We start from the raw sequence: 19,954 nt of genomic DNA, 5'->3' as shown, positions 1-19,954 counted from the left end.
ACTCCCCCGACAGCGGCATCCACACCTGTGCGCGGTCGATGACGTGAACAGGTGTGGCCGAGTCGGCGCCGAGCTCCACCCGCCAGGTGCTGATCCCGTTGCTGCCCCGGCTGGGGTCCGCCAGCCCGAACATCGAGCCTGCGGGCGTCTTGATCGTCCTGCCGTCTCGACGCTGCCGGCTACACCGACCTGCGCCCCGTGCACGGTCTGGTCTTCCAGGTGCTCCCCGGGACGCGGCTCGCCGCCTGCCCGCGCCTTTGGGCGCGCCCCGGCGCCGACCATCTCGACCCCTTGGTGGAAGCCGTCCTGGGAGACGAGGATCGCGCCTTCAGCCAGTACTGGCGGGGGAGCAGGCCGGTCTGTCGCCGCGGTCATGTGAGGCGACCATTCGCAGCGGTCTGAACTGGTCGATTGCCCGCAACGGTCAGCGGAGGGCGGCATGAGCACCGCGCCTCGCCCCCTACTGGCTTCAAAGCGATCACCGCCGTCGTCGACGCGGCAGGCGCGGGCAGGATGCGGCTTGACCACATCGACCGGACTGGAGGCCTGCCTCTCCCGCATCCCCCCTGACAGCGACCGCATTGGTGTCCTCGCGCGCCTGCTCGCCCAGATCAGAGCCCGCTGACCCGGCCACACACACTCAAGCGCATGGATCACAAAGTCGCCCTGCAAGACTCGACATCGGGGTTGCGCCCCCGAGTCCCCAGACGGTTCTGCCGAGCGGCGAGCGTGACATTCCGCTGATGATCACGGACCGGTCCTTTGCGGAGAACGGATCGTTCCGTTACCCCATGGTGGATCCGGAATTCCACGCTCCAGGTGTCACCGATGCCTACATGAACGGCGTACTGGGTGACGTGATACTGGTCAACGGCGCGCCCTGGCCGGTGCACGAGGTGGAGCGGCTGCGGTATCGCCTGCGGTTGCTCAACGCCTCCAACGCCCGGGTGTACAGACTGGAGTTGGACCCCCAGCCCGAGGGTGGGGAGGCCTTCGTGCAGATCGGCAGCGACGGCGGGCTGCTGTCCGAGCCGCGCCGCCACGACGCGTTGGAGATCGCACCCGCCGAACGCTTCGACGTCGTCGCCGATTTCTCCCGGTACCGCGCGGGCACCAAGGTGCGTCTGCTGAACCGCTTCGGAGACGGCACGACCGCCGAGGTCATGCGCTTCGACGTGGGGTCGGGCTCACCCAAGGACGACACGACGGTGCCGGAGAAGCTCAGCGAAGTGGTCGCGCTGGAGCCCGGTCGGGCCGCGGTCACCCGGGACTTCCACTTCCACGGCTCGGTCGAGGGGTGGACCATCAACGGCCTTGAGTACCAGCCGGGTCGGGCTCTGGCCAGGCCCAAGCTGGGACAGACCGAGGTGTGGCGGTTCACCACCAACTTCCACCATCCGGTCCATCTCCACCTCGACCACTTCCAGGTGGTCTCGCGGAACAACCACGGCCTGGGGGCGTACGACCACGGCTGGAAGGACACCGTGGCCCTGCGTCCGGCCGAGGCCGCCGAAGTCGTCGTCCGATTCACCGACTACACCGGCCCCTTCCTGCTCCACTGCCACAACCTGGAGCACGAGGACATGGCCATGATGGGCGACTTCGTCACCGAGTAGCACCCATGCGCCGAGCGGTCGGCTGCCATGTGTCCAACGGGCTGAGGCAGCCGGCCGCCGTGTGTCCGAACCACCCCAAGGCCGCGGAAACCCGGCCCGGGCGGAGTGCCCGGTGAGCTTCACATCGATCCCGGCCTGCTTCCCGGCTCGGGTGAGGAGCGCTTCCCCGGAGGAGTGTCAGTACCCGTTCATAAGATCACAGCATGTCTGATGCCTTCACCGTCCTGTGGACCCATGACACGTGCCGTGCCCTGCGCAAGGCGGATCGCGTCGGTGAGCGACCGCCGGTCGCCTTCAGCGGCGTCCATTCCTCCCTGCCCGCCTGGTCGGGTGCCCGTCCCGGAGACGAGGTGTACGCGCTGCACGTCAACCGGTGCGTCGTGTACGTGGTGAGCCGAATGCGGGTGATCGACATGGAGCGGCGTGAGTGCTGCGGCGCTGTTCCCGCGACGTGGCGGGACCCGGCGTTTCCCGGGCACGGCGACTGGTCGATGCTCGGCGCCGGCGGCTGCGGCGCCGCAGCGGTGCACGTGGACGCGACCCCCGTACGCTTCGACGTGCCGATCCCCGGTGATCTTCTGCCAAGGCTGACCTGGCGTAACCGCCGGGGCAGGACCCGCGGTCCGAAGTACGTGCTGGACGGCCGTCTCGAGCGTTCCGTCAGCCTGCAGGGGTTCTACCGGCTGACCTCTGAGTCGGCCGGCGAGTTGGCAGCGGTCGTAGACGATGCCGGCCTCTGATGCCGAGGGGGCGGGCAGGTGACCGGGGCACCGGGTCGCACCCACTGCGGCCATCACTGCCGGGAGCACCGACCCGTTTTGTCACCAGCGCACCGGACTGTCCGTCCCGGACTTCCTGCCCGAGGTGTCGCCGACCGTTGAAGTCGGCGGCCGTCTGGGCCGCCCGCAGTGGGGGCGGGGACTGGCGACGGAGGCCGCCTCAGCCGCCCTGCGCTTCGGCTTCGAGGACCGGGGACCGGGGCGGATCATCAGCATCGCCCAGGTCGGCAACGACGCCTCCGAACGCGTCATGGCCAAGCTGGGCATGCGCCTGGACCGAGAGACGGTTGACCCGGCCTGCGGGCGCCCCGTGCGAGTCCACGAGCTGACGCGAGACCGCTTCCGCGCCTTGGGCGCAGCCACTCGTGGCGTGCTGCTGAACGATGCCGAACAGTGAGTGAAATGTTCCAGCCGTCGTATTCTTCGCCGGCCGGGATCGGGATGTTTCCTTTCGTTGGCCTGTGGCGGACCCTGGAGAAAGGGCGGGGGTACGGCCGGAGGGCGTGACCTGTCGGCGGTGATGGGAATGAAGGGTTCGGTCCGGCTCGGAAGCATTCGAGGGCTGGCGATCCAGGCTCACTGGAGCGTGCCGCTGGTCATGCTCTTCTTCGCGTACGGTCTGGCCAGCTGGACGCTGCCCAGGTATGAACCCGGCCTGGCACCTGTGGCATACGCGGCCGGCGGGGTGGCGGGTGCTTCGTTGTTGCTGGTGAGTCTGGTGGTGCACGAGGTGGCGCACGCACTCACGGCCCGCAGGGCGGGGATATCGGTGCGGGATGTGACGCTGTGGGCCCTCGGTGGACTGACCCGGATGGACCGGCCGACGACAGCACGTACGGCGTTCTCGGTAGCGGTCAGCGGGCCGGTCGCCAGCCTGCTGCTCGGCGGTCTGTGGCTGGGCGCGGCGGCCGGCGTGGACGCGACGCTGAGATGGCGGATTCCGGTTGCGGTGCTGGGCTGGCTGGGCGGCACGAACCTGCTGTTGGGTGTCTTCAACCTGCTGCCAGCCGCGCCCCTTGACGGAGGCCGGCTGGTCCAGGCCGTGGTGTGGTGGCGTACGGGGGACCGCGAGCGGGCCCAGCGGGCGGCCGGTCGCAGCGGACAGGTCGTGGGGATGGCGCTGGCCGCCGGCGGGTGGGTGGTGCTCCTGAGGGGCACGACCGGCGGCTTGTGGCTGATGGCCATCGGTCTGTTCGTGGCCGGTACCGCCGCGACCGAACGGCGGTGGGCGGAGCTGGTCACCGCCCTGCGTGGCGTACGGGTGGGGCAGACGATGACCACTCCGGTGGTGACCGGGCCCGACTGGCTGACCGTGGACAGCTTCCTGTCCGAGGTGGCCGCCCGGACGGGGCACTCGGTGGTGCCGTTGCTGGACTTCGACGGTCGTCCCAGCGGCCTCCTGCAGTTGCGCCGGCTGACCGCCGTACCGCCCGCGCAACGGGAGCGGCTGCGGGCACGTGACCTCGCATCCCCGCTGTCCCGGTGCACCCTCGCCGCACCGGACGAACTGCTGAACTCCGTCCTGGAGCGCCTCGGCACCGCGGGCGGCGGACTCCCGATCCTGGTCATGGACGGCGGCCGGCTCGGCGGGATCATCACCGCGCACGACATCGACCGGACCCGCCGACGCTACCGAGATCCGTCGGCCCACAGGGAGCACCCGGCGTAAGAACCGGGCGGCTCCCTGCGTGGTGTCCTCCGGAGGGAACTCACTTCGCGTGGGCGAAAGGCACCCGGGTCCAGCTCAGGACCTGCTTGCTGCCCGGGTCGATCGTCACCTTCAGCCAGTTGCCGACGTCGGTCGAGCCGTCGACGGTGACCCGGTGGAGGTTGGGTGCGACGGACTTGACGCCGTAGAAGGACAGCCACCGGGAACCGGTGTCCAGCGGCTTGTCGCTGTTGTAGACGTGGCTGTCGCCGTTGAAGAGGTACACCTCGCCCCGGAACTTGGCCGACTCCTCGGCGATCGCCTTGACGATCGGCTGGAAGGCGTAATAGTTCGCGAAGGACGGATCGGTGACCGTCAGGTCGAACATGTCGGCCTGGGTGAGCAGGACGACTGCCTTGTTGTGGCCGTGCACGGCGGCCGCGAAGGTGTCGCGGATCTCCTGCACCACGGCGGCCGTACGGCCGAGTACCTCGGCCGCCTGCTCCGGCGTGGCCGAGGTGTTGCCGGTCCACGGGGCCATGCTGTTGTTGCTGCCGACGATGTGCAGGGCGGCGAAGGCGACGTCCGCCCGGGTGTACCTGACGTCCTCGGGGTAGCCCTGGTCGGCCTGCGAGGTCACCCGGACGCTGTTGCGGCCCAGTGTCCGGCCCGGCTGGGGAAAGAAGACCTTGCGGATGGCGGCCAGGCGGTCCAACGGGTCGTAGCTTCCGTTGTTGGGCCGGTGGCAGTCGGTCCACTCGTTGTCGCCCACCGTGTAGACCAGCGGGTCCTCGAACTTGTCGAAGTCCGACCTGATCAGCCGGAAGTAGTCGTCACTGCAGACGGTGGAACCGTTCTTGATGTCGCCGATGTGGTTGACGAACCGTACGTCGGGATCAGCGTTGATCTGGCTGATCACGTTCGGGAAATCCGCGATCTGGGTGTCACCGTAGGGAATGTCGCCGATCACCGCGAAGCTGAAGCGGCTGCGCTCGGGGTCGGCCGTCGCCGACTGGTTCGTCAGCGCGAAGGTGAGGGCGCTCAAGGCCGCTACGACGGATGCTGCGCGATGCCACGATCTCATCGAAACCTCCTGGTGGTGTGCGGCAGCACTGTTCTGCTCGGGCGTTAACTCCGCCTCGAACCCGAATGAGGGAGGAATGAACAGGCGGCGTATACCAAGATCGTCCGGGATCTGCGCCGCGGTCGTGCCCTACGACCGCGGCGTGTGGGCGGGCGGCTCTTCGGTGCCCGGTCGGCCGCCCGCCTCCAGGAGTGGTCCCGTCGCGCCACCGGCCGCGAAGCCGGAGGGGGACGGCACCGGCCGGCCGGAGACGGGGACGGTCGCAGGCGCGGGCCCGCTGGTGCTGCCGGTGAGGGGCCGGTGCGTGACCTGGGGCCGGCCGGTCGGCAGGGTCAGCAGCAGGCCCAGGGTGATCCACACATAGGTGTTGCTGCCGAGGAAGCCGTCGAGTCCGGAGGCGTCGTCGAACCACAGCCAGACGACGCTGCTGCACAGCAGCCCGTACAGGACGGCCGCGATCCGCAGACGGCGCGCGTGCACGAGCACCGCGAACGACGGCAGCAGCCAGACGAGATGGTGCACCCAGGTGATCGGGCTGATCAGGCAGGAGACCAGCCCCGTGAGGGCGATGGCAGCCGGCCAGTCGCCGGAGCGCAGCGCCCGGTGCGTGCGCCACACCCACACCGCCAGGACGAGGACGACGGCCAGGGCCCAGGCGGCGCGGCTGGGTTCGCCGGGAGCCGCGAGCCGGGCGAGGACGCCCTGGAGGGACTGGTTGGAGACGTAGTCGAGGCGGCCGACGCGGGTGGTGTCCCAGACGGCGTGCGTCCAGTAGAAGCGGGAGGCGTCCGGTGCCGCCCAGGCCGCGAGGACAGTGGCGACAGCGGTGACGGCGGTCGCGACGGCGGCGGCCCGCCAGCGCCGGGCGAGCAGCAGCAGGCCGATGAAGACCGCGGGCGTGAGCTTGACGGCCGCGGCGAGCCCGATGCCCGCCCCCGCCCAGCGGCCGCGCCCGCTGGACAGCAACCAGCCGTCCGCGAGCACGAGGGCCAGCAGCAGGAGGTTCACCTGTCCGAAGCTGACGGTGTCCCGCACGGGTTCGAGCAGCGCCAGCGCGCAGGCCGCCAGGGCCCAGCCGAACCAGCCGTGGCGACGCAGTTCCTGGCCGACGAGGATCCACAGCACGGCGGCGACGGCGACGAGGTTGAGCAGCAGCGCGCCCGCGATCGCCGCGTTCAGATCGACGAGTGCCATCGGCAGCATGCTCAGGGCGGCGAACGGCGGATAGGTGAAACCGTAGGTGGTCCCCGGCACCTGGTAGTCGTAGATGCGGCCGCCGTGGTGCACCCAGGTGTTCACGGCACCGTAGTAGACGCGCAGGTCGAACCAGCCGCGCAGCAGCGGCACCGTGGCGGTGAAGACGGTCACGGCCGCGGCGAGGCACAGGGCGAGGACGAGCCGTCCCCTCTCGGTACGCGGCGGTCTCACGCGGCCCCTCCCAGCACCGGCGCCTGAGCCGTCTGGTGGACCTGCCACAGGACGACCAGGGCGAGCGCTCCTCCGGAGACCGCCAGGGCCACCTGGGCGGGGTCCGGCGGGCCGCCGCTCGGCAGTACGGCGAGCGCGAGGACGGCGGTCGCGGCGGCCACCCGGTGGCGGACGGAGGTGCTGGGCGCGGCGGCGGCGATGAGGAACAGGCCCCACAGGGCGTACCAGGGCCGGATCGCCGGGCCGAGGACGGCCATGGCGGCGAGGCTCAGGCCGAGCGCGTAGATCGGGCCGGGGCGCAGCCGGAGCCAGATGAAGAGCACCGCGGCCGTGGTCGCGAGCAGGCCCGCCGCGTGCCAGACCGGGATGGCGAGGGGCGCGAGGCCGCTGCCCAGTTGTGCGAGGACGTCGCCCGTGACCCGGCCGAGGAGGCTGGTGGGCGACCAGTTGTGCGGGGAGACGGGTGTCCGCAGGGCCGCGATCCAGCCGTATCCCGTGCCCGCGAGGGCGGTCGCCACGACCGTGGTGGCGAGCGCGACGGCGGCGGTCGTCGCGATCGTGCGCGCCACTCCGGTGTGCCGGCGCAGCGCGATCACGGCAAGCAGGCCGAGGGCGGCCGGCGCCTTCACCAGCGCGGCGAGCGTGACCAGGACGACACCGAGGACGTACAGGCGGCCTCGGGCGGCGAGCAGACCGATGCCGAGCAGTCCCAGCATGATGGCGTCGTTGTGGGCGCCGGCGACCAGGTGCAGCAGCACCAGCGGGTTGAGGGCGCCGAGCCACAGCGCGGCGGCGGGATCGGCGCCGCACTGACGGGCGAGCCGTGGCAGTGCCACGGCCATGAGGGCCACGCCGAGCAGTGCGACCAGCCGCATGCCGAGCAGGCCGGCCGGCAGTTCCCCGCGGGTCAGGCCGGACAGGGCGGAGGCCACGGCGAGGAAGACCGGACCGTACGGGGCCGCGGTGTCCCGCCACACCGGCGCGACCTCGGCCGCGAGCGGCCCGCCGAGTTGCGCGGGCCCGTGCGTGTACACGTCGAGGTGGGCGTCGACCATGGCGCCCTGCGCGAGATAGCTGTACACGTCCCGGCTGAACAGCGGCGGCGCCAGCAGCAGTGGTGCCGCCCACGCGGCCAGGACGAGCAGCAGGGTGCGAGGCGTGGGCGGCTCGGGGCCGCGGATCACCCGGCCGAGCAGCGCCCACGCGGCGATCAGCAGAACGACCCCGAAGTACACCCCCACCAGTCCGAGCGCCGCGCGCCCGGACTCGGGAGAGACCAGATCCGCGACCGGCAGGGCCCCGGCGGTCTGACCGCCCAACGCGAGAAAGGCGGTACCGGCCAGCCCGAGGGCCTGGCAGCGGCGGAGATCGACGGGGAAAGCCATGGCCAACACTGGGGAAGCATGTCAACGCCCGGTGGCCGGAAGGCGACGCACGCCCCTCGGCCGGGCGGCGTGCGCATGACCGCCGTGTGAGCGGCCCTCGTCAGAGGCCGCCGAGGTGCCGGTCCGCGCGTGCGGCATACGGCGGCGGGGCACGGTGGTGGTGATGCGGCCGCCGGCGCCGCCCCCGCCGGCCAGGCCGACGCGGCGAGCCAAGTCACTCGCCGCGTCCAGGTGCTGCCGGTGGCGGGGCGAGGCCCTCGCCGGACGCCTCAGACCTCCGGCGAGCCGCTGCCCGCGAGCACCTCGGGCCGCAGCAGCGCCTCCAGTCGCTCGGCGGGCAGCAAGCCCTTCTCCAGGACGAGTTCGGCGACGCCGCGGCCGGTGGCCAGGGCCTCCTTGGCAATGTCGGTGGCGGCCTCGTACCCGATGTGCGGGTTGAGGGCGGTGACCAGCCCGATGGAGTTCTCCACCGCGGCTCGCAGCTGTGCCGTGTTGGCCGTGATGCCGGCCACGCACCGCTCGGCGAGGGTCAGGCAGGCGTGCTCCAGATGGGTGATGCTCTCGGAGAGGGAGTGCAGGATGACCGGCTCGAAGGCGTTCAGCTGGAGCTGACCGGCCTCGGCGGCCATGGTGATGGTCACGTCGTTGCCTATCACCTCGAAGGCGACCTGGTTGACGACCTCGGGGATCACCGGGTTGACCTTGCCGGGCATGATGCTCGAACCGGCCTGGACCGGCGGCAGGTTGATCTCGTTGAGGCCCGCGCGCGGACCGGAGGACAGCAGGCGCAGGTCGTTGCAGCTCTTGGAGAGCTTGACGGCGATCCGCTTGAGCACGCCGGACATCTGCACGAAGGCACCGCAGTCCTGGGTGGCCTCCACCAGGTTGGCGGCCGTCACCAGCGGCAGGCCGGTGATCTCGGCGAGGTGGCGGCGGGCCGACTCGGCGTATCCGGCCGGGGCGTTGAGACCGGTGCCGATCGCGGTGGCGCCGAGGTTGATCTCGTGGATCAGTTCGGCGGCCTCCGCGAGCCGGAGACGGTCCTCGTCGAGCATGACCGCGAACGCGGAGAACTCCTGCCCCAGCGTCATCGGCACGGCGTCCTGGAGCTGGGTACGGCCCATCTTGAGCACGTCGCGGAACTCGACGGCCTTGCCGGCGAAGGCGTCCTGGAGTACGGCCATCGCCTTGAGCAGGCGGCGTACGGCGTACACCGTGGCGATCTTGACGGCGGTCGGGTAGACGTCGTTGGTGGACTGTCCGAGGTTGACGTCCTCGTTGGGGTGCAGGTGCTGGTACTCGCCCCTGGCGTGACCGAGCAGTTCCAGCGCGCGGTTGGCGACGACCTCGTTGGCGTTCATGTTGGTGGAGGTGCCGGCGCCGCCCTGGATGACGTCGACGACGAACTCGTCGTGCAGTTTGCCGTCGCGGATCTCACGACAGGCCTCGACGATGGCGGCGGCTTTCCGCGGCTCCAGCAGGCCGAGTTCCTCGTTGGCGAGGGCGGCGGCCTCCTTGACGGCGGCGAGGGCGTCGATCAGGTGCGGGTAGGCGGAGATCGGCGTCCCCGTGATGGGGAAGTTCTCCTTGGCGCGCAGGGAGTGGATGCCCCAGTACGCCTCGGCGGGTACGTCGCGGTGGCCGAGCAGGTCGTGCTCGCTGCGGTGGGCTGCGGCGGTCATGGCTGTGCGGGTCCTCTTTCGGAGGTGGGCGGTTCGGTCAGGCGGGCGTCCGGGCATGGAGATGGCTCCCGCCCGAGCGGAGCCCGGAGCCCGGGGCGGGGTCGAGCGCGCGGGCGGGCCGGACGCTGCCGACCGGTTCGCCGCCACCGAGCAGGGGTTCTCCGGCGAACTCGGCGAGCGCGGCCGGGTCGACCCCGGCCCGCGCGAGGGCCGCGGCGGCGACCGGGACGCGCGCCCGGTTCGCTCCGTCGGCGATCTTCACGGCGACGGCCCGGCCGTCCGGCAGCGCGGCGACCTGCACGCCCTCGAAGCCGTCCTTGGCGAGCAGTCCGGGCACGGCGCGCATCAGCGCGGCGACGTCGCGCCCGGAGCCGGAGGCGGTCTCGGCGTGCTCGCGCATGGCGTCCGCCACCCGCGCCTCGGGGGTGTCGGCCGGCGCGGTGGTGATCCGGGCCGCGGCGCGCGCGAGCCCGTGCAACGAGACGGCGAACAGGGGCGCTCCGCAGCCGTCGACGGTCACCCGGGCGATCGCCTGGCCGGTGAGGTCCTCGACGGTCTCGGCGACGGCCCGCTGCAACGGGTGGCCCGGGTCGAGGTAGTCCGACAGCGGCCAGCCGTTGAGCCTGCAGGTGTAGAGCATGGCCGCGTGCTTGCCGGAGCAGTTCTGCGCGAGCCGGGACGGCAGCCGGCCCTCGCGCACCCAGGCGTCGCGGACGACCGGGTCGTACGGCAGGTCGGGTACGTTGCGCAGTTCGTCCTCGGTGACTCCGGCCAGCTCCAGGATGCGCCGGGTGCCGGCCAGGTGCCGTGCCTCCCCGGAGTGGCTCGCCGCGGTCAGCGACAGCAGTTCCCCGTCGAGCGGCAGCCCGGCCCGGAGCATCGCCACCGCCTGCACCGGCTTGAGCGCCGAGCGCGGGTAGAAGGCGGCCTCGACATCACCGAGTTGCAGTTCCACGGCTCCGTCGGCGCCGAGGACGACGACCGAGCCGTAGTGGACGCCCTCGACGACCCCGCCGCGGACGAGGTGGGCGACGGGGGCGTGCAGGGGCTCCCGGACCACAGGAGCCCCTGCCACCGAACTTCCGTACATCACTGCCGAGTTCACGCCTTGGGGCCGCCTTCCGTGGGGGCGTCCGTGCGCCGCGGCCGCAAGATGTCGGTGAGGGTCGTCTCGACGCGGTCGAGGTGGTGGGTCATGGCCTGCACCGCGTCGTGCTCGGAACCGTCGATCAGCGCCTCGACGATCGCCCGGTGCTCGCGGTTGGACTGCTCTCGCCGGCCGCCGAGTTCGTTGAGGAAGGCGGACTGGCGGGCCAGCGCGTCCCGGATCTCCTCGATCACCCGGCGGAAGACCGGGTTCTGCGCGGCTTCGGCCACGGCCAGGTGGAAGACGGTGTCCATCGCGACCCACGCGGTGGTGTCCGTCTCCTGCTCCATCCGGTCCAGGAGGTGGGTCAGGTGATCGAGGTTCTCCGCGGTGCGGCGCCGCGCCGCGTACCCGGCGACCGGGATCTCGACGTGGCGGCGCACCTCCAGCAGGTCGCTGGCCGCGTAGTCGCCGAAGGTGGGGTCCTCGACGGCGCCGGCGACGACGAAAGTGCCCTTGCCGGTCCTGGAGACCGTGAGCCCCATCGTCTGCAGGGCCCGCAGGGCCTCCCGCAGCACGGGCCGGCTGATCTCCAGGGTGCGGCACAGCTCGGCTTCCGACGGGAGCTTGTCGCCGATGGCGTAGTCGCCGCGCTCGATGGCGCCGCGAAGGTGGCCGAGCACCGCCTCCATGGCGCTGACGCGCCGCGGCCCCGGGCCACCTGTCTGGCTGTCTGACAGGTTCACGGGGTGATCCTGCGGGTGAGGAGGCCGGACTGTCAAGGGGTGCCCGGATCCCAGAGCTACTCGGCAGGCAGCGCCTCCCGCATCGCCTTCGCGGCGGCGGTCGGGTCGTAGTCGTCGGGGACGCCTGGGACCAGGATGATGTCACCCTCGATGTGCCGCGAGCGCAGCGGTGCGATCTCCTGGTACGCGGGTGAGTCCCACCAGGCCCGCGCCTCGGCGATCCCGGGGAAGGAGATCACCACGACGTGCCCGGGCCAGCTGCCCTCCTTCACCTCGTGCCGCGAGGCATGCACGAGGAAACGGCCACCGTACGGCTCGAAGGTGGCGGTGATGCGCTCGATGTACTCGGCGACCTCCGGGTGCGGAGCGGCCTCCTGCAAGTGAGCCATGGCATAGGCGGGCATGTCGTCCTTCCGGCCGGTCGGGCTTCTGTGCACCGGCGATCCTGGCAGGTGGCTGAGCTGGGGGCGATGACCTGACAGGTAAGCGCGCCCTGCCACGTCTGCTTCCCCCTCCCCCGTCAGCCTGCTGGCCGCAGTGCCTGACCTCCGTGACACTCTGTGAGGCATGGCGTGGACTTTCACGCTGCACGGTGCCGTTGCCGCCGGGCTGGGCGCCACGCTCCTGTCGCCGGCCGCGCTCACCCGGCTGCCCGGAACCTTGCCGCTGGCAGGCGCGAGGGGGTGGGCGGCCGCGATTTCCGTATCCGACCTTCTTGACCTGTGTGCCTGCTCTGGTGCGACTGGTCCTGACGGGTGCGGCCAAGGACGCGGCAGGAATCCCGCCCAGAGCCGCGTGGACGCCTACCAGCGCTTCGCCTCCGTCCTCGGTGTGAGTCCCGGTAGCAACCTGTACTGCTGAGCAGCGCGCCCTCCTCGAGCAGGCGGGGCGTGGACCGGAATGTTCTCCAACGGTCCACGCCCCGCCCGCTGTCGCTTCCCCGCTGCTGCTCGAAGGCCGACACGCGGGGCAGGAGCCGACACTCAGGACCAGGAAAGAGACGCGGTGAGCCCAGTGAGTGACGGGAGTGCCGCAGCGCCGATCAGGCCGGCGTCGGGGCCGAGTGCGGCGCGGCGAATGGGCGGGGGTGCCGGGCGGGTGCGGGTGGTGTGGGCGTATGCCTCGCGCAGGGCGGTGTGCAGCGGCCCGTCGCCGGTGCCGAGGCCGCCGCCGAGCACGATCGCCGAGGGGTCGAGGACGCGGACGAGATGGCCGAGCACCGTGCCCAGCGCCTGTCCGGCGGTGGTCAGGACGCGTGCCGCGGCCGGGTCGCCGGACCGGGCCAGGGCCGTGACCTCCCGGGCACCCGGTACGGGGGAGCCGCCGCAGGCGGTGCGGCGTTCGCCGATGCCGCGGCCGGAACAGTACTGTTCGAGGTTTCCCCGCCAGTCCCGGTCCACGGAGGCCGGGACCTCCAACTCCCCCAGGGCGATGGCCTCTCCGCGCCGTCCGGCGACGGGCCGCCCGTCGAGGACGAGGGTGGAGGACAGTCCGGTGCCCAGGGAGACGTAGAGGAAGTCGGGGATGTCGCGGCCGACGCCGTACCGTGCCTCACCGAGAGCCCCGCAGCGCACGTCGGAGCCGACGGCCACCGGCAGACCGGCCGCGGCCTCGGCGGTCAGTACGGCGGCCGGCTGGGTGTCCCAGGCCAGTACCTCACGGCTGGTCAACAGGCCGTCGGCGTCGACGTATTCGGGGAATCCCGCGCCCAGTGCGGTCACCGTGACGCCCAGCCGGGTGGCGTCGTCGAGGAGGGTGCCGGCCAGACCGGGGTCGCGCAGCCCTCCCTCGGCGGTGGCGGTGGGCAGCTCACGGCGGTGCAGCAGGGTGCCGTCGGCGGTGACGAGTCCGGCGGCGATCTTGGTGCCGCCGACGTCCAGGGCCGCGACGGCGGCCCGGCCGGACGGTTCCCCGGCTGGCGCCGGGATCGGGCTGGTGTTCACGGGAGTTGTTGGCCTTCGCCTGGGATGCGGTGGGTTCAGTCCGAGCTGCGGTGGAGCGTGGCTTCGAGGCGGTAGGCGTCGCCGCGGTACACGGCCCGGCCGAGCAGCACCGGGGTGTCGTTCTGGTCGTAGGTGACCTCTTCGCCGACCAGGACCGGGGTGCCCGGCGGCACCCGCAGCAGCTCCGCCTCCAAGGGCTGGGCGCCGTCGGCGCGCGCGGTGTACGTGCTGTGCATGACGCGCACCCCGGCCCTGGCCTCCAGCTCGGCGAACAGCGAACGATCCGTCAGGTCGACGTCCTCCAGCGCCTGCGCCCGGGAGCGCACCAGCACCGTGGTGTCCAGGCACACCGGTACGTCGTCCAGGCCGCGCACCCGGACGATCTCCAGCACCTCGGCGGCGGGTGCGATGCGCAGCCGGGCCGACTCCTCGTAGCCGGCCGGGCGGACCTCGCGGCGCAGCACCCGTGCGGTGGCGGTCAGGCCCCGGGCGCGGGCGATGTCGGTGAAGCTCTTCAGCACGCTGGGCGGCTCGCTGACCACGTCGGTGGCGACGAACCAGCCGCGCTGCGGCGAGGAATGCACCCGGCCTTCGGCCTCCAGCAGGGCCAGGGCCTGGCGCAGACTGCTGCGGCTGACGCCGACTCGCTGGGCCAGTGCGCGCTCGCCGGGCAGTTGGCTGCCCGGGGCCCACACCCGGCGGTCCAGCAGTTGCCCGAGTGCGCGGCGGGCGAGCTGCACGGCCGGACCTGCGGTCGCGGCGGTCGCGGCTGGGGCGGGGACGGATGGTGAGGCCGGTGCGTCATGCGTGGTCACGGTCATGGACCGTACCAGAGCGACCAGTTCATGGACCAGATGAAAACCTGGTCCAGACACTGGACTGACTGGACTGAAGTACGCCATGATCCCTCCACGCCGAAATTCGGAAGTCTCTCTTCCGTGCCCCGGCGTGTGCCCGCCTGCCGGTGCACGGGGCCGCCGCCGGCCCCTGCCTCCAACAGGCCACAGGGCCCAGCCCGATGGCACGCCCCCGACACACCACCTGCGACACCACCCACCCGCGACCGCGACAGCACACCGCGCCGCACCCGAAGCCGAGGGAGCCTCGATGCCGTCACATCCACCGGTCCGTCTCGCCGTCATAGGCGCAGGAACGATTTCTCAGTCGGTCCACCTCCCCGCCGTCCAGCGCCTGGGCGCGCTGTTCCAGACCGCCGTCGTGTGCGACCTTTCCCCCTCCCGCGCGGCGGCGGTGGCCGCCCGCTGCGGCGTCGGCGTACGGGCCACGCACAGCTATGAGAGCGTGCTGGCCGACGACACCGTCGACGCCGTACTGCTGGCCACCCCCGGAACCCACGCACAGGCCGCGCGCGCCGCGCTGGAGGCCGGAAAGCACGTCCTCGCCGAGAAGCCGCTGTGCCTGACCGTGGCCGAGGCCGAGGAACTGGGCGCGCTCGCCGAGGCCAAGGGCCTGGTGCTTCAGGTCGGCTACATGAAGATGTACGACCCGCTCACCGAGGTCGCCGCGGCCGAGCTGGCCGAGCTGGACACCCCGCGCACCGTCCGGGTCACCGTGCTGCACCCCGCCGACGAACCCCAGGTGGAGCATCTGCGGCTGGCCCCGCCGGCCGCCGACGCGGACACCTCCGTGATCGCCGAGTCCCTCGCCTACGAGGACGCGCGCACCCTGGACGCCCTCGGCGAGGTACCGGCCGAACTCGGCCGCTATTACCGGGACGTACTGAACGGCTCGGTGATCCACGAGCTCTCCGTGCTGCGCGCGCTCGGCCTCACCCTGCCCACGACCTTCGACAGCGCCCAGCTGTGGCCGTGGCCGGTCGAGGGCGAACCGCCGTGCCTGCTGGCCACCGCGCCCCTGGGCGACGGCGCCCGGCTGGTCCTCAACTGGAACTGGCTCCCGGACCACCCCGAGTACGGCGAGGAGATCGCCGTACTGGCCCGCGACGGTCGGCTGCGGCTGGACATGGCCGCGCCCTACCTGGTGGACGTGCGCTCCACCCTGCGCGTGGAACGCGCCGAGGGCGCGATGCGCCGTGACACCACCGCGCGGCACGGCTACGACACCGGGTTCGTGCGCCAGCTGGAGGAGTTCGCCGCTGCCGTGCAGGGTGACGCACCGGTCCGCTCCGGCGCCGCCGGGGCGGCCGAGGACGTGCGCTGTCTCCAGGCGCTCGTCGCCGCGCTCGCGGCTCGGGCGGGCATCACGGTCGGCGGCGAGGCCGCGAAGGGAGCCGTCGCATGACCGGCCCCACCACGGACTCCGCCACGAACCCCACGACGAACCCCTCCGGCGGCCTGCCGGACGGCATTCTGATCGGCAACGCGCCGGTGAGCTACGGCGTGTACGGCGAAGGCGCGGGCGGGCCCGGTGCGTCCGCGGGTGCCCTGCTGGCCTCCATGGCAGAGGCCGGCTACCACGGCAGCGAGCTCGGCCCGCCCGGCTTCTTCGGCACGCCCGAGCAGACCGCCGCGCTCTTCACCGAGCACCGGCTGGCCGCCGTGGGCGCCTACATCCCCGTGCACTACGCCCTCGGCGACGACGTCGTGGAGCACGACCTGGCCCGGATGGAGCAGACCTGCCGTGAACTGGCGGCGTGCGCCGAGGCGGCGGGCACCTCCGCCGACCGCGCACCGCTGGCCATCCTGGCCGACGAGGGCAGCCAGACCCTGCTGCACAACCCCGCCCGCTCCTGGGACGACCGCTCGCTGGCCCTGGACGAGGCCGGCTGGGAACGCCTGGCCCGGCTGTCCGAGCGCGCGGTGGCGATGGCCCGGTCCTACGGGCTGCGCCCCTCCTTCCACCCCCACATCAGCACCTATGTGGAGTCGCCGTGGGAGGTCGAGCGGCTGCTGGAGCTGACCGAGGTCGGGCTCACCCTCGACATCGCGCACATCCAGCTGGCCGGCGGCGACCCGGTGGAGTGCCTGCGGGCCTGGCGCGAGCGGATCAACCACGTGCACGTCAAGGACGTACGGATGGCCGTGCTCGCCGACGCCAAGGCCGCCGGCCGCACCGACTTCGACGAGTGGTGGGCGGATGTCTGTGTGCCGTTCGGCGAGGGAGACGTCGACATCGACGGGTTCCTGGCCGAGCTGCTGCGCGGCGGTTACCGCGACTGGCTGCTGGTCGAACAGGACCGGGCACCGACCCCGGCCGATCAGTACCCGCAGGTCGCCGCCGAGCAGGCGGCCAACCACGCCTGGCTGGCCGCGAAGGTGGCCGCCCACTCCTGACCACCCGGCTGCCCCGAGGGCGCGCGGCCCGGCCGCCGTGCCTCCGGGCGCCGTTCCCGGTCCGCCCGCGTGCGGACCCGAAGTGGAGCAAGGATGAACAAGCTGCGTTGGACCGGGGCCGCGGGAGTGGCCCTGGCCGGGCTGCTGGTCTCCGGGTGCGGTGTCCCCGGAGCCGGCGGCACCACCACCTCGTCCGGCATCACCGGACCCCGGATCACCCAGCCGGTGACCGTCCAGGAGGTGGCCAAGCCCGGGCCCACCACCCTGCGCGTGCTCGCCGACTCGGGCGAGGACGCCACTCTCAAGGCGCTCGTGCCGATGTACGAGAAGAAGTACCCGGGCGTCAAGGTCGAGGTCGTCACCAAGGGCTTCGACGATCTGATGAAGACCGTCGTCAACTCGATGTCCGGCACCGACGCGCCCGACCTGGTGCAGGGCAACCAGGGCTACGGCACCGACGGCCCGCTGGTCAAGGGCGGGCTGATCCGTCCGCTGGACGACGTGATGCGCGCCTACGGCTGGGAGAACACCTTCACCGACGGCGCCCTCAAGCAGTACCGCTGGACCCCGGACGGCGCCGTCTTCGGCTCCGGCAGCCTGTACGGCATCTCGCCGGCCACCGAGTACGTCGGCGTGTTCTACAACACCGACAAGCTGGCCAAGCTGGGCATCAAGCCGCCCAGGACCTACGCCGAGTTCACCGACGCGCTCGCCCGTGCCAAGGCCGCCGGTCAGCAGCCCATCATGCTGGGCAACGCCGAGAAGTACCCTGCCAGCCAGGTCATCGGCCTGGTCCAGGCGCAGAACGTGCCCAGCCGCGACATCCGGTCGTGGATCAGCGGAGTCCCCGGCGCCACCATCGCCGACCAGGGCACCGAGGCCGCGGCCCGCACCGTGCGGGACTGGGCCGAGCGCGGCTGGTTCGGCAAGGGCTACGACGGCATCAGCTCCGACGACGCGGTCGCCAAGTTCAGCCACGGCCAGGGTGTCTTCCTGGTCGCCGGCTCCTGGAACGCGCCGGCCCTGCAGCAGAGCATGAACGGCCACGTCGGCTTCACCCTGCCCACCCGGCCCGACGGCACCCGCGCCACGGTCGGCTCGCTCGGCCTCGGCTGGCACATCAGCGCCAAGACCCGGCACCTGCCCGCCGCGGTCGCCTTCCTCGACATGCTGATGAGCGACCGGTTCGCGCAGACCCTCGCGGACGTCGGTCGCACCCCGGTCACCGGCCAGGGCACCGTCAAGGCCGACAGCAAGGTCGTCGACCAGGTCAACGGCATCGGGCTCAAGCTGCTCGCCGACGACGGGCAGAACTTCTACCTCGACTGGGCCTCCACCACGATGCTCGACACCATCGGATCCAAGACCCAAGACCTGCTGGCCGGCCGCACCTCCCCCCGCGGCTTCGCCGAGGGCCTGCAGAACAACTGGCAGGCGTTCCAGAAGCAGCAGCGCCAGGACGCGGCAGCCGCCGGAGGCACCCCGTGACCGCGGCCCCGCTCTCCGGACGGGCCACCGCCACCGGGCCCGCATCTCCCGCCCCGGTCCGCGCCGACCGGAAACCACCGGCCCACCGGAACCGGCACGGCCTGCGCGCCTGGGCCGGACGCCAGTACTGGCCCGCCCTGTGGTACCTGCTGCCCGCCGCCATCGTCTACACGCTGTTCGTGCTGCGGCCGCTGGGCCAGACCGCCTGGATCTCCCTGTTCCGCTGGGACGGCCTCACCGAGGGCCGCTGGGTGGGGCTCGGCAACTACCGCGCCCTGCTGTCCGACACCCGCATCCCCGCCGCGATCGGCCACTCGCTGGAGTTCGTGGTCTTCTACGCGCTGCTGCCGGTCGCCCTCGGCCTCTTCCTCGCCGCCCTGATGTCCCGCATCCGGGTGTACGGACTGAGCTTCTTCCGCGCGGTGCTGTTCCTGCCGCAGATCCTGGCCACCGTCGTGGTCGCCGTCTCCTGGCGGTGGGTCTACGACATCGACGGGCCGCTCAACGCCGCCCTGCGCGCCGTCGGCCTCGGCTCCCTGGCCCGCGCCTGGCTGGGCGACTACCACACCGCTCTGCCCTCGGTCGGCCTGGTCGGCACCTGGGTGATGTACGGGCTGTGCATGGTGCTCTTCCTGGCCGGCACCCAGAAGATCCCCACCGAGCTCTACGAGTCCGCCCGCATCGACGGCTGCGGCCCGATCCGCGAGTTCTTCACCGTCACCCTGCCCGCGCTGCGCGGCGAGATGTCCATCGCCCTGGTCCTCACCATCACCTACGCCCTGCGCAACTTCGACCTGGTGTGGAACACCACCACCGGCGGCCCCGGCACCTCCACCACCGTGCCCAGCGTCTTCATCTACCAGGGCGCCTTCCTCACCCACGAGGTGGGCGGCGCCGCCGCGATCAGCGTCTTCCTGACCGCCGTGGTGCTGATGGTGACCGGGCTCGTCATGCGCCTGGTGCGCGGAAAGGAGGGCTGACGGATGCTCACCAGCCGCCGCCAGACCGTCATCGGACACGCCGTCCTGGCCGTCGCCGCCATCGCCGCCCTGTACCCCTTCCTGTCCGTGGTGCTGCTGGCGCTCGGCAAGCCCGGCACCCGCCAGAGCGGCTTCACCCTCCCCACCTCCATCAGCTTCGACAACTTCTCCCGGGCCTGGAGCGGCGGGCTGTTCTCCCAGGCCCTGCTGTCCAGCCTGATCGTGGCCGCCGCCGTGGTGGTGGGCACCACCGTGCTGTCCGTGCTGGCCGGCTACGCCTTCGCGGCCTTCCCCTTCCCGCTGAAGGGGCTGCTCCTGGGACTGCTGCTGGTCGGTCTGGTGATGCCGTACGAGGCGACCGTGATCCCGCTCTACTACCAGCTGCGTTCCTGGCACCTCACGAACACCTACTGGGCGCTGATCCTGCCGCAGATCGGCCTGTCCCTGCCGTTCGCGGTCTTCTGGATGCGCACCTTCTTCGTCTCCACACCGCCGGCGCTGCGCGAGGCCGCGGCGGTCGACGGAGCCTCCAGGTTCCGTACCCTGCGCTCGATCCTGCTGCCGATGGCCGCACCCGCCATCGGCACCCTCGCCACCCTGCTCTTCCTCTTCGCGTGGAACGAGTTCCTGCTGGCACTGGTCCTCGTCCCGGACGACCGCAGCGTGCAGACCGCACCGCTGGCCCTGTCGTTCTTCGCGGGCAACCGGCGCAACAGCAACCCGGGCGTCACCGCGGCCGCCGCCGTCATCGTCGCCCTGCCCGTACTCATCAGCTACATCGCCCTCCAGCGCCGCATGATCAGCGGCATGCTGGCCGGCGCCGTAAAGGAGTGA

At 71.9% G+C, this 19,954-nt stretch carries 18 protein-coding genes; 9 read left to right on the top strand and 9 right to left on the bottom strand.

Translation table 11 applies throughout. The annotated features are described in order from the left end of the window. Nucleotides 1-791: 791 nt before the first annotated feature. From ACFY4A_RS06885 to ACFY4A_RS06870, 4 genes are all read left to right on the top strand, one after another. Nucleotides 792-1,616, top strand: coding sequence for a multicopper oxidase family protein (locus ACFY4A_RS06885; protein WP_390828342.1), 825 nt, complete (start codon nt 792-794; stop codon nt 1,614-1,616). Nucleotides 1,617-1,819: 203 nt separating this feature from the next. Then, on the top strand, nt 1,820-2,356 hold the full coding sequence (locus tag ACFY4A_RS06880; protein WP_390828340.1) for a hypothetical protein: 537 nt from the start codon (nt 1,820-1,822) through the stop codon (nt 2,354-2,356). A gap of 124 nt (nt 2,357-2,480) precedes the next feature. Continuing rightward, nucleotides 2,481-2,792 (top strand): GNAT family N-acetyltransferase, encoded by a 312-nt coding sequence (locus ACFY4A_RS06875; RefSeq protein WP_390828339.1) that lies wholly within the window; start codon nt 2,481-2,483, stop codon nt 2,790-2,792. Nucleotides 2,793-2,921: 129 nt separating this feature from the next. After that, nucleotides 2,922-4,064 (top strand): site-2 protease family protein, encoded by a 1,143-nt coding sequence (locus tag ACFY4A_RS06870; RefSeq protein WP_390828338.1) that lies wholly within the window; start codon nt 2,922-2,924, stop codon nt 4,062-4,064. A 40-nt stretch (nt 4,065-4,104) separates the two neighbouring features. Here the strand turns inward: ACFY4A_RS06870 and ACFY4A_RS06865 are convergent, their stop codons facing one another. The 9 genes from ACFY4A_RS06865 to ACFY4A_RS06825 all read right to left on the bottom strand — a co-directional run bounded on the left by ACFY4A_RS06865 (nt 4,105) and on the right by ACFY4A_RS06825 (nt 14,213). After that, nucleotides 4,105-5,127, bottom strand: a complete 1,023-nt coding sequence (locus tag ACFY4A_RS06865) for a metallophosphoesterase (protein ID WP_390828337.1) — start codon at nt 5,125-5,127, stop codon at nt 4,105-4,107. Nucleotides 5,128-5,256: 129 nt separating this feature from the next. After that, complete coding sequence (locus ACFY4A_RS06860; protein ID WP_390828336.1) at nt 5,257-6,555, bottom strand: glycosyltransferase family 87 protein; 1,299 nt, start codon at nt 6,553-6,555, stop codon at nt 5,257-5,259. After that, nucleotides 6,552-7,940 (bottom strand): polyprenol phosphomannose-dependent alpha 1,6 mannosyltransferase MptB, encoded by a 1,389-nt coding sequence (gene mptB, locus ACFY4A_RS06855; protein WP_390828335.1) that lies wholly within the window; start codon nt 7,938-7,940, stop codon nt 6,552-6,554. Before mptB ends, ACFY4A_RS06860 begins: the two co-directional genes overlap by 4 nt. 269 nt (nt 7,941-8,209) lie before the next feature. Beyond that, nucleotides 8,210-9,622, bottom strand: coding sequence for an aspartate ammonia-lyase (gene aspA, locus ACFY4A_RS06850; protein ID WP_390828334.1), 1,413 nt, complete (start codon nt 9,620-9,622; stop codon nt 8,210-8,212). Nucleotides 9,623-9,659: 37 nt separating this feature from the next. Next, nucleotides 9,660-10,712, bottom strand: a complete 1,053-nt coding sequence (locus ACFY4A_RS06845) for an asparaginase (protein ID WP_390828518.1) — start codon at nt 10,710-10,712, stop codon at nt 9,660-9,662. An 11-nt stretch (nt 10,713-10,723) separates the two neighbouring features. Next, the gene (locus tag ACFY4A_RS06840) at nt 10,724-11,401 is read right to left on the bottom strand and encodes a FadR/GntR family transcriptional regulator (RefSeq protein ID WP_390828517.1); all 678 of its coding nucleotides are present in this window, start codon (nt 11,399-11,401) and stop codon (nt 10,724-10,726) included. Between the two features lie 110 nt (nt 11,402-11,511). Continuing rightward, nucleotides 11,512-11,859 (bottom strand): DUF1330 domain-containing protein, encoded by a 348-nt coding sequence (locus tag ACFY4A_RS06835; RefSeq protein ID WP_390828333.1) that lies wholly within the window; start codon nt 11,857-11,859, stop codon nt 11,512-11,514. Nucleotides 11,860-12,438: 579 nt separating this feature from the next. Further along, a complete protein-coding gene (locus tag ACFY4A_RS06830) occupies nt 12,439-13,398 on the bottom strand; it encodes an ROK family protein (RefSeq protein WP_390828332.1) in 960 nt (319 codons plus the stop codon). Nucleotides 13,399-13,433: 35 nt separating this feature from the next. After that, a complete protein-coding gene (locus tag ACFY4A_RS06825; RefSeq protein WP_390828331.1) occupies nt 13,434-14,213 on the bottom strand; it encodes a GntR family transcriptional regulator in 780 nt (259 codons plus the stop codon). A gap of 292 nt (nt 14,214-14,505) precedes the next feature. Here ACFY4A_RS06825 and ACFY4A_RS06820 point away from each other — a divergent pair, with 292 nt between their 5' ends. The 5 genes from ACFY4A_RS06820 (at nt 14,506) to ACFY4A_RS06800 (ending at nt 19,954) form a co-directional block, all read left to right on the top strand. Beyond that, nucleotides 14,506-15,660, top strand: a complete 1,155-nt coding sequence (locus ACFY4A_RS06820; RefSeq protein ID WP_390828330.1) for a Gfo/Idh/MocA family protein — start codon at nt 14,506-14,508, stop codon at nt 15,658-15,660. Then, on the top strand, nt 15,657-16,652 hold the full coding sequence (locus ACFY4A_RS06815; RefSeq protein WP_390828329.1) for a sugar phosphate isomerase/epimerase family protein: 996 nt from the start codon (nt 15,657-15,659) through the stop codon (nt 16,650-16,652). The genes ACFY4A_RS06820 and ACFY4A_RS06815 overlap by 4 nt, the downstream gene beginning before the upstream one ends. Nucleotides 16,653-16,745: 93 nt before the next feature. Further along, nucleotides 16,746-18,140: an ABC transporter substrate-binding protein gene (locus ACFY4A_RS06810; RefSeq protein ID WP_390828328.1), complete on the top strand. Its 1,395-nt coding sequence runs from the start codon at nt 16,746-16,748 to the stop codon at nt 18,138-18,140. Between the two features lie 101 nt (nt 18,141-18,241). After that, nucleotides 18,242-19,120 carry a carbohydrate ABC transporter permease gene (locus tag ACFY4A_RS06805; protein ID WP_390828516.1) on the top strand — a complete coding sequence of 293 codons (879 nt, stop codon included), beginning with the start codon at nt 18,242-18,244 and terminating at the stop codon, nt 19,118-19,120. Nucleotides 19,121-19,123: 3 nt separating this feature from the next. Beyond that, the gene (locus ACFY4A_RS06800; RefSeq protein ID WP_390828327.1) at nt 19,124-19,954 is read left to right on the top strand and encodes a carbohydrate ABC transporter permease; all 831 of its coding nucleotides are present in this window, start codon (nt 19,124-19,126) and stop codon (nt 19,952-19,954) included.

The sequence above is a fragment of the Streptomyces sp. NPDC001292 genome, assembly GCF_042896465.1.
In the GTDB taxonomy this organism is placed as follows: Bacteria; Actinomycetota; Actinomycetes; order Streptomycetales; family Streptomycetaceae; genus Streptomyces.
The sequence above is the reverse complement of the archived record's forward strand: the minus strand, read 5'-3'. Positions and strand labels throughout refer to the sequence as shown.

Bases quoted from the DNA above. Each gene is read 5' to 3' on its own strand.
- ACFY4A_RS06885 (WP_390828342.1), top strand. From the start codon at position 792: ATGGTGGATCCGGAATTCCACGCTCCAGGTGTCACCGATGCCTACATG.
- ACFY4A_RS06880 (WP_390828340.1), top strand. From the start codon at position 1,820: ATGTCTGATGCCTTCACCGTCCTGTGGACCCATGACACGTGCCGTGCC.
- ACFY4A_RS06870 (WP_390828338.1), top strand. From the start codon at position 2,922: ATGAAGGGTTCGGTCCGGCTCGGAAGCATTCGAGGGCTGGCGATCCAG.
- ACFY4A_RS06865 (WP_390828337.1), bottom strand. From the start codon at position 5,127: ATGAGATCGTGGCATCGCGCAGCATCCGTCGTAGCGGCCTTGAGCGCC.
- mptB (WP_390828335.1), bottom strand. From the start codon at position 7,940: ATGGCTTTCCCCGTCGATCTCCGCCGCTGCCAGGCCCTCGGGCTGGCC.
- aspA (WP_390828334.1), bottom strand. From the start codon at position 9,622: ATGACCGCCGCAGCCCACCGCAGCGAGCACGACCTGCTCGGCCACCGC.
- ACFY4A_RS06845 (WP_390828518.1), bottom strand. From the start codon at position 10,712: ATGTACGGAAGTTCGGTGGCAGGGGCTCCTGTGGTCCGGGAGCCCCTG.
- ACFY4A_RS06840 (WP_390828517.1), bottom strand. From the start codon at position 11,401: ATGGAGGCGGTGCTCGGCCACCTTCGCGGCGCCATCGAGCGCGGCGAC.
- ACFY4A_RS06835 (WP_390828333.1), bottom strand. From the start codon at position 11,859: ATGCCCGCCTATGCCATGGCTCACTTGCAGGAGGCCGCTCCGCACCCG.
- ACFY4A_RS06820 (WP_390828330.1), top strand. From the start codon at position 14,506: ATGCCGTCACATCCACCGGTCCGTCTCGCCGTCATAGGCGCAGGAACG.
- ACFY4A_RS06815 (WP_390828329.1), top strand. From the start codon at position 15,657: ATGACCGGCCCCACCACGGACTCCGCCACGAACCCCACGACGAACCCC.
- ACFY4A_RS06810 (WP_390828328.1), top strand. From the start codon at position 16,746: ATGAACAAGCTGCGTTGGACCGGGGCCGCGGGAGTGGCCCTGGCCGGG.
- ACFY4A_RS06800 (WP_390828327.1), top strand. From the start codon at position 19,124: ATGCTCACCAGCCGCCGCCAGACCGTCATCGGACACGCCGTCCTGGCC.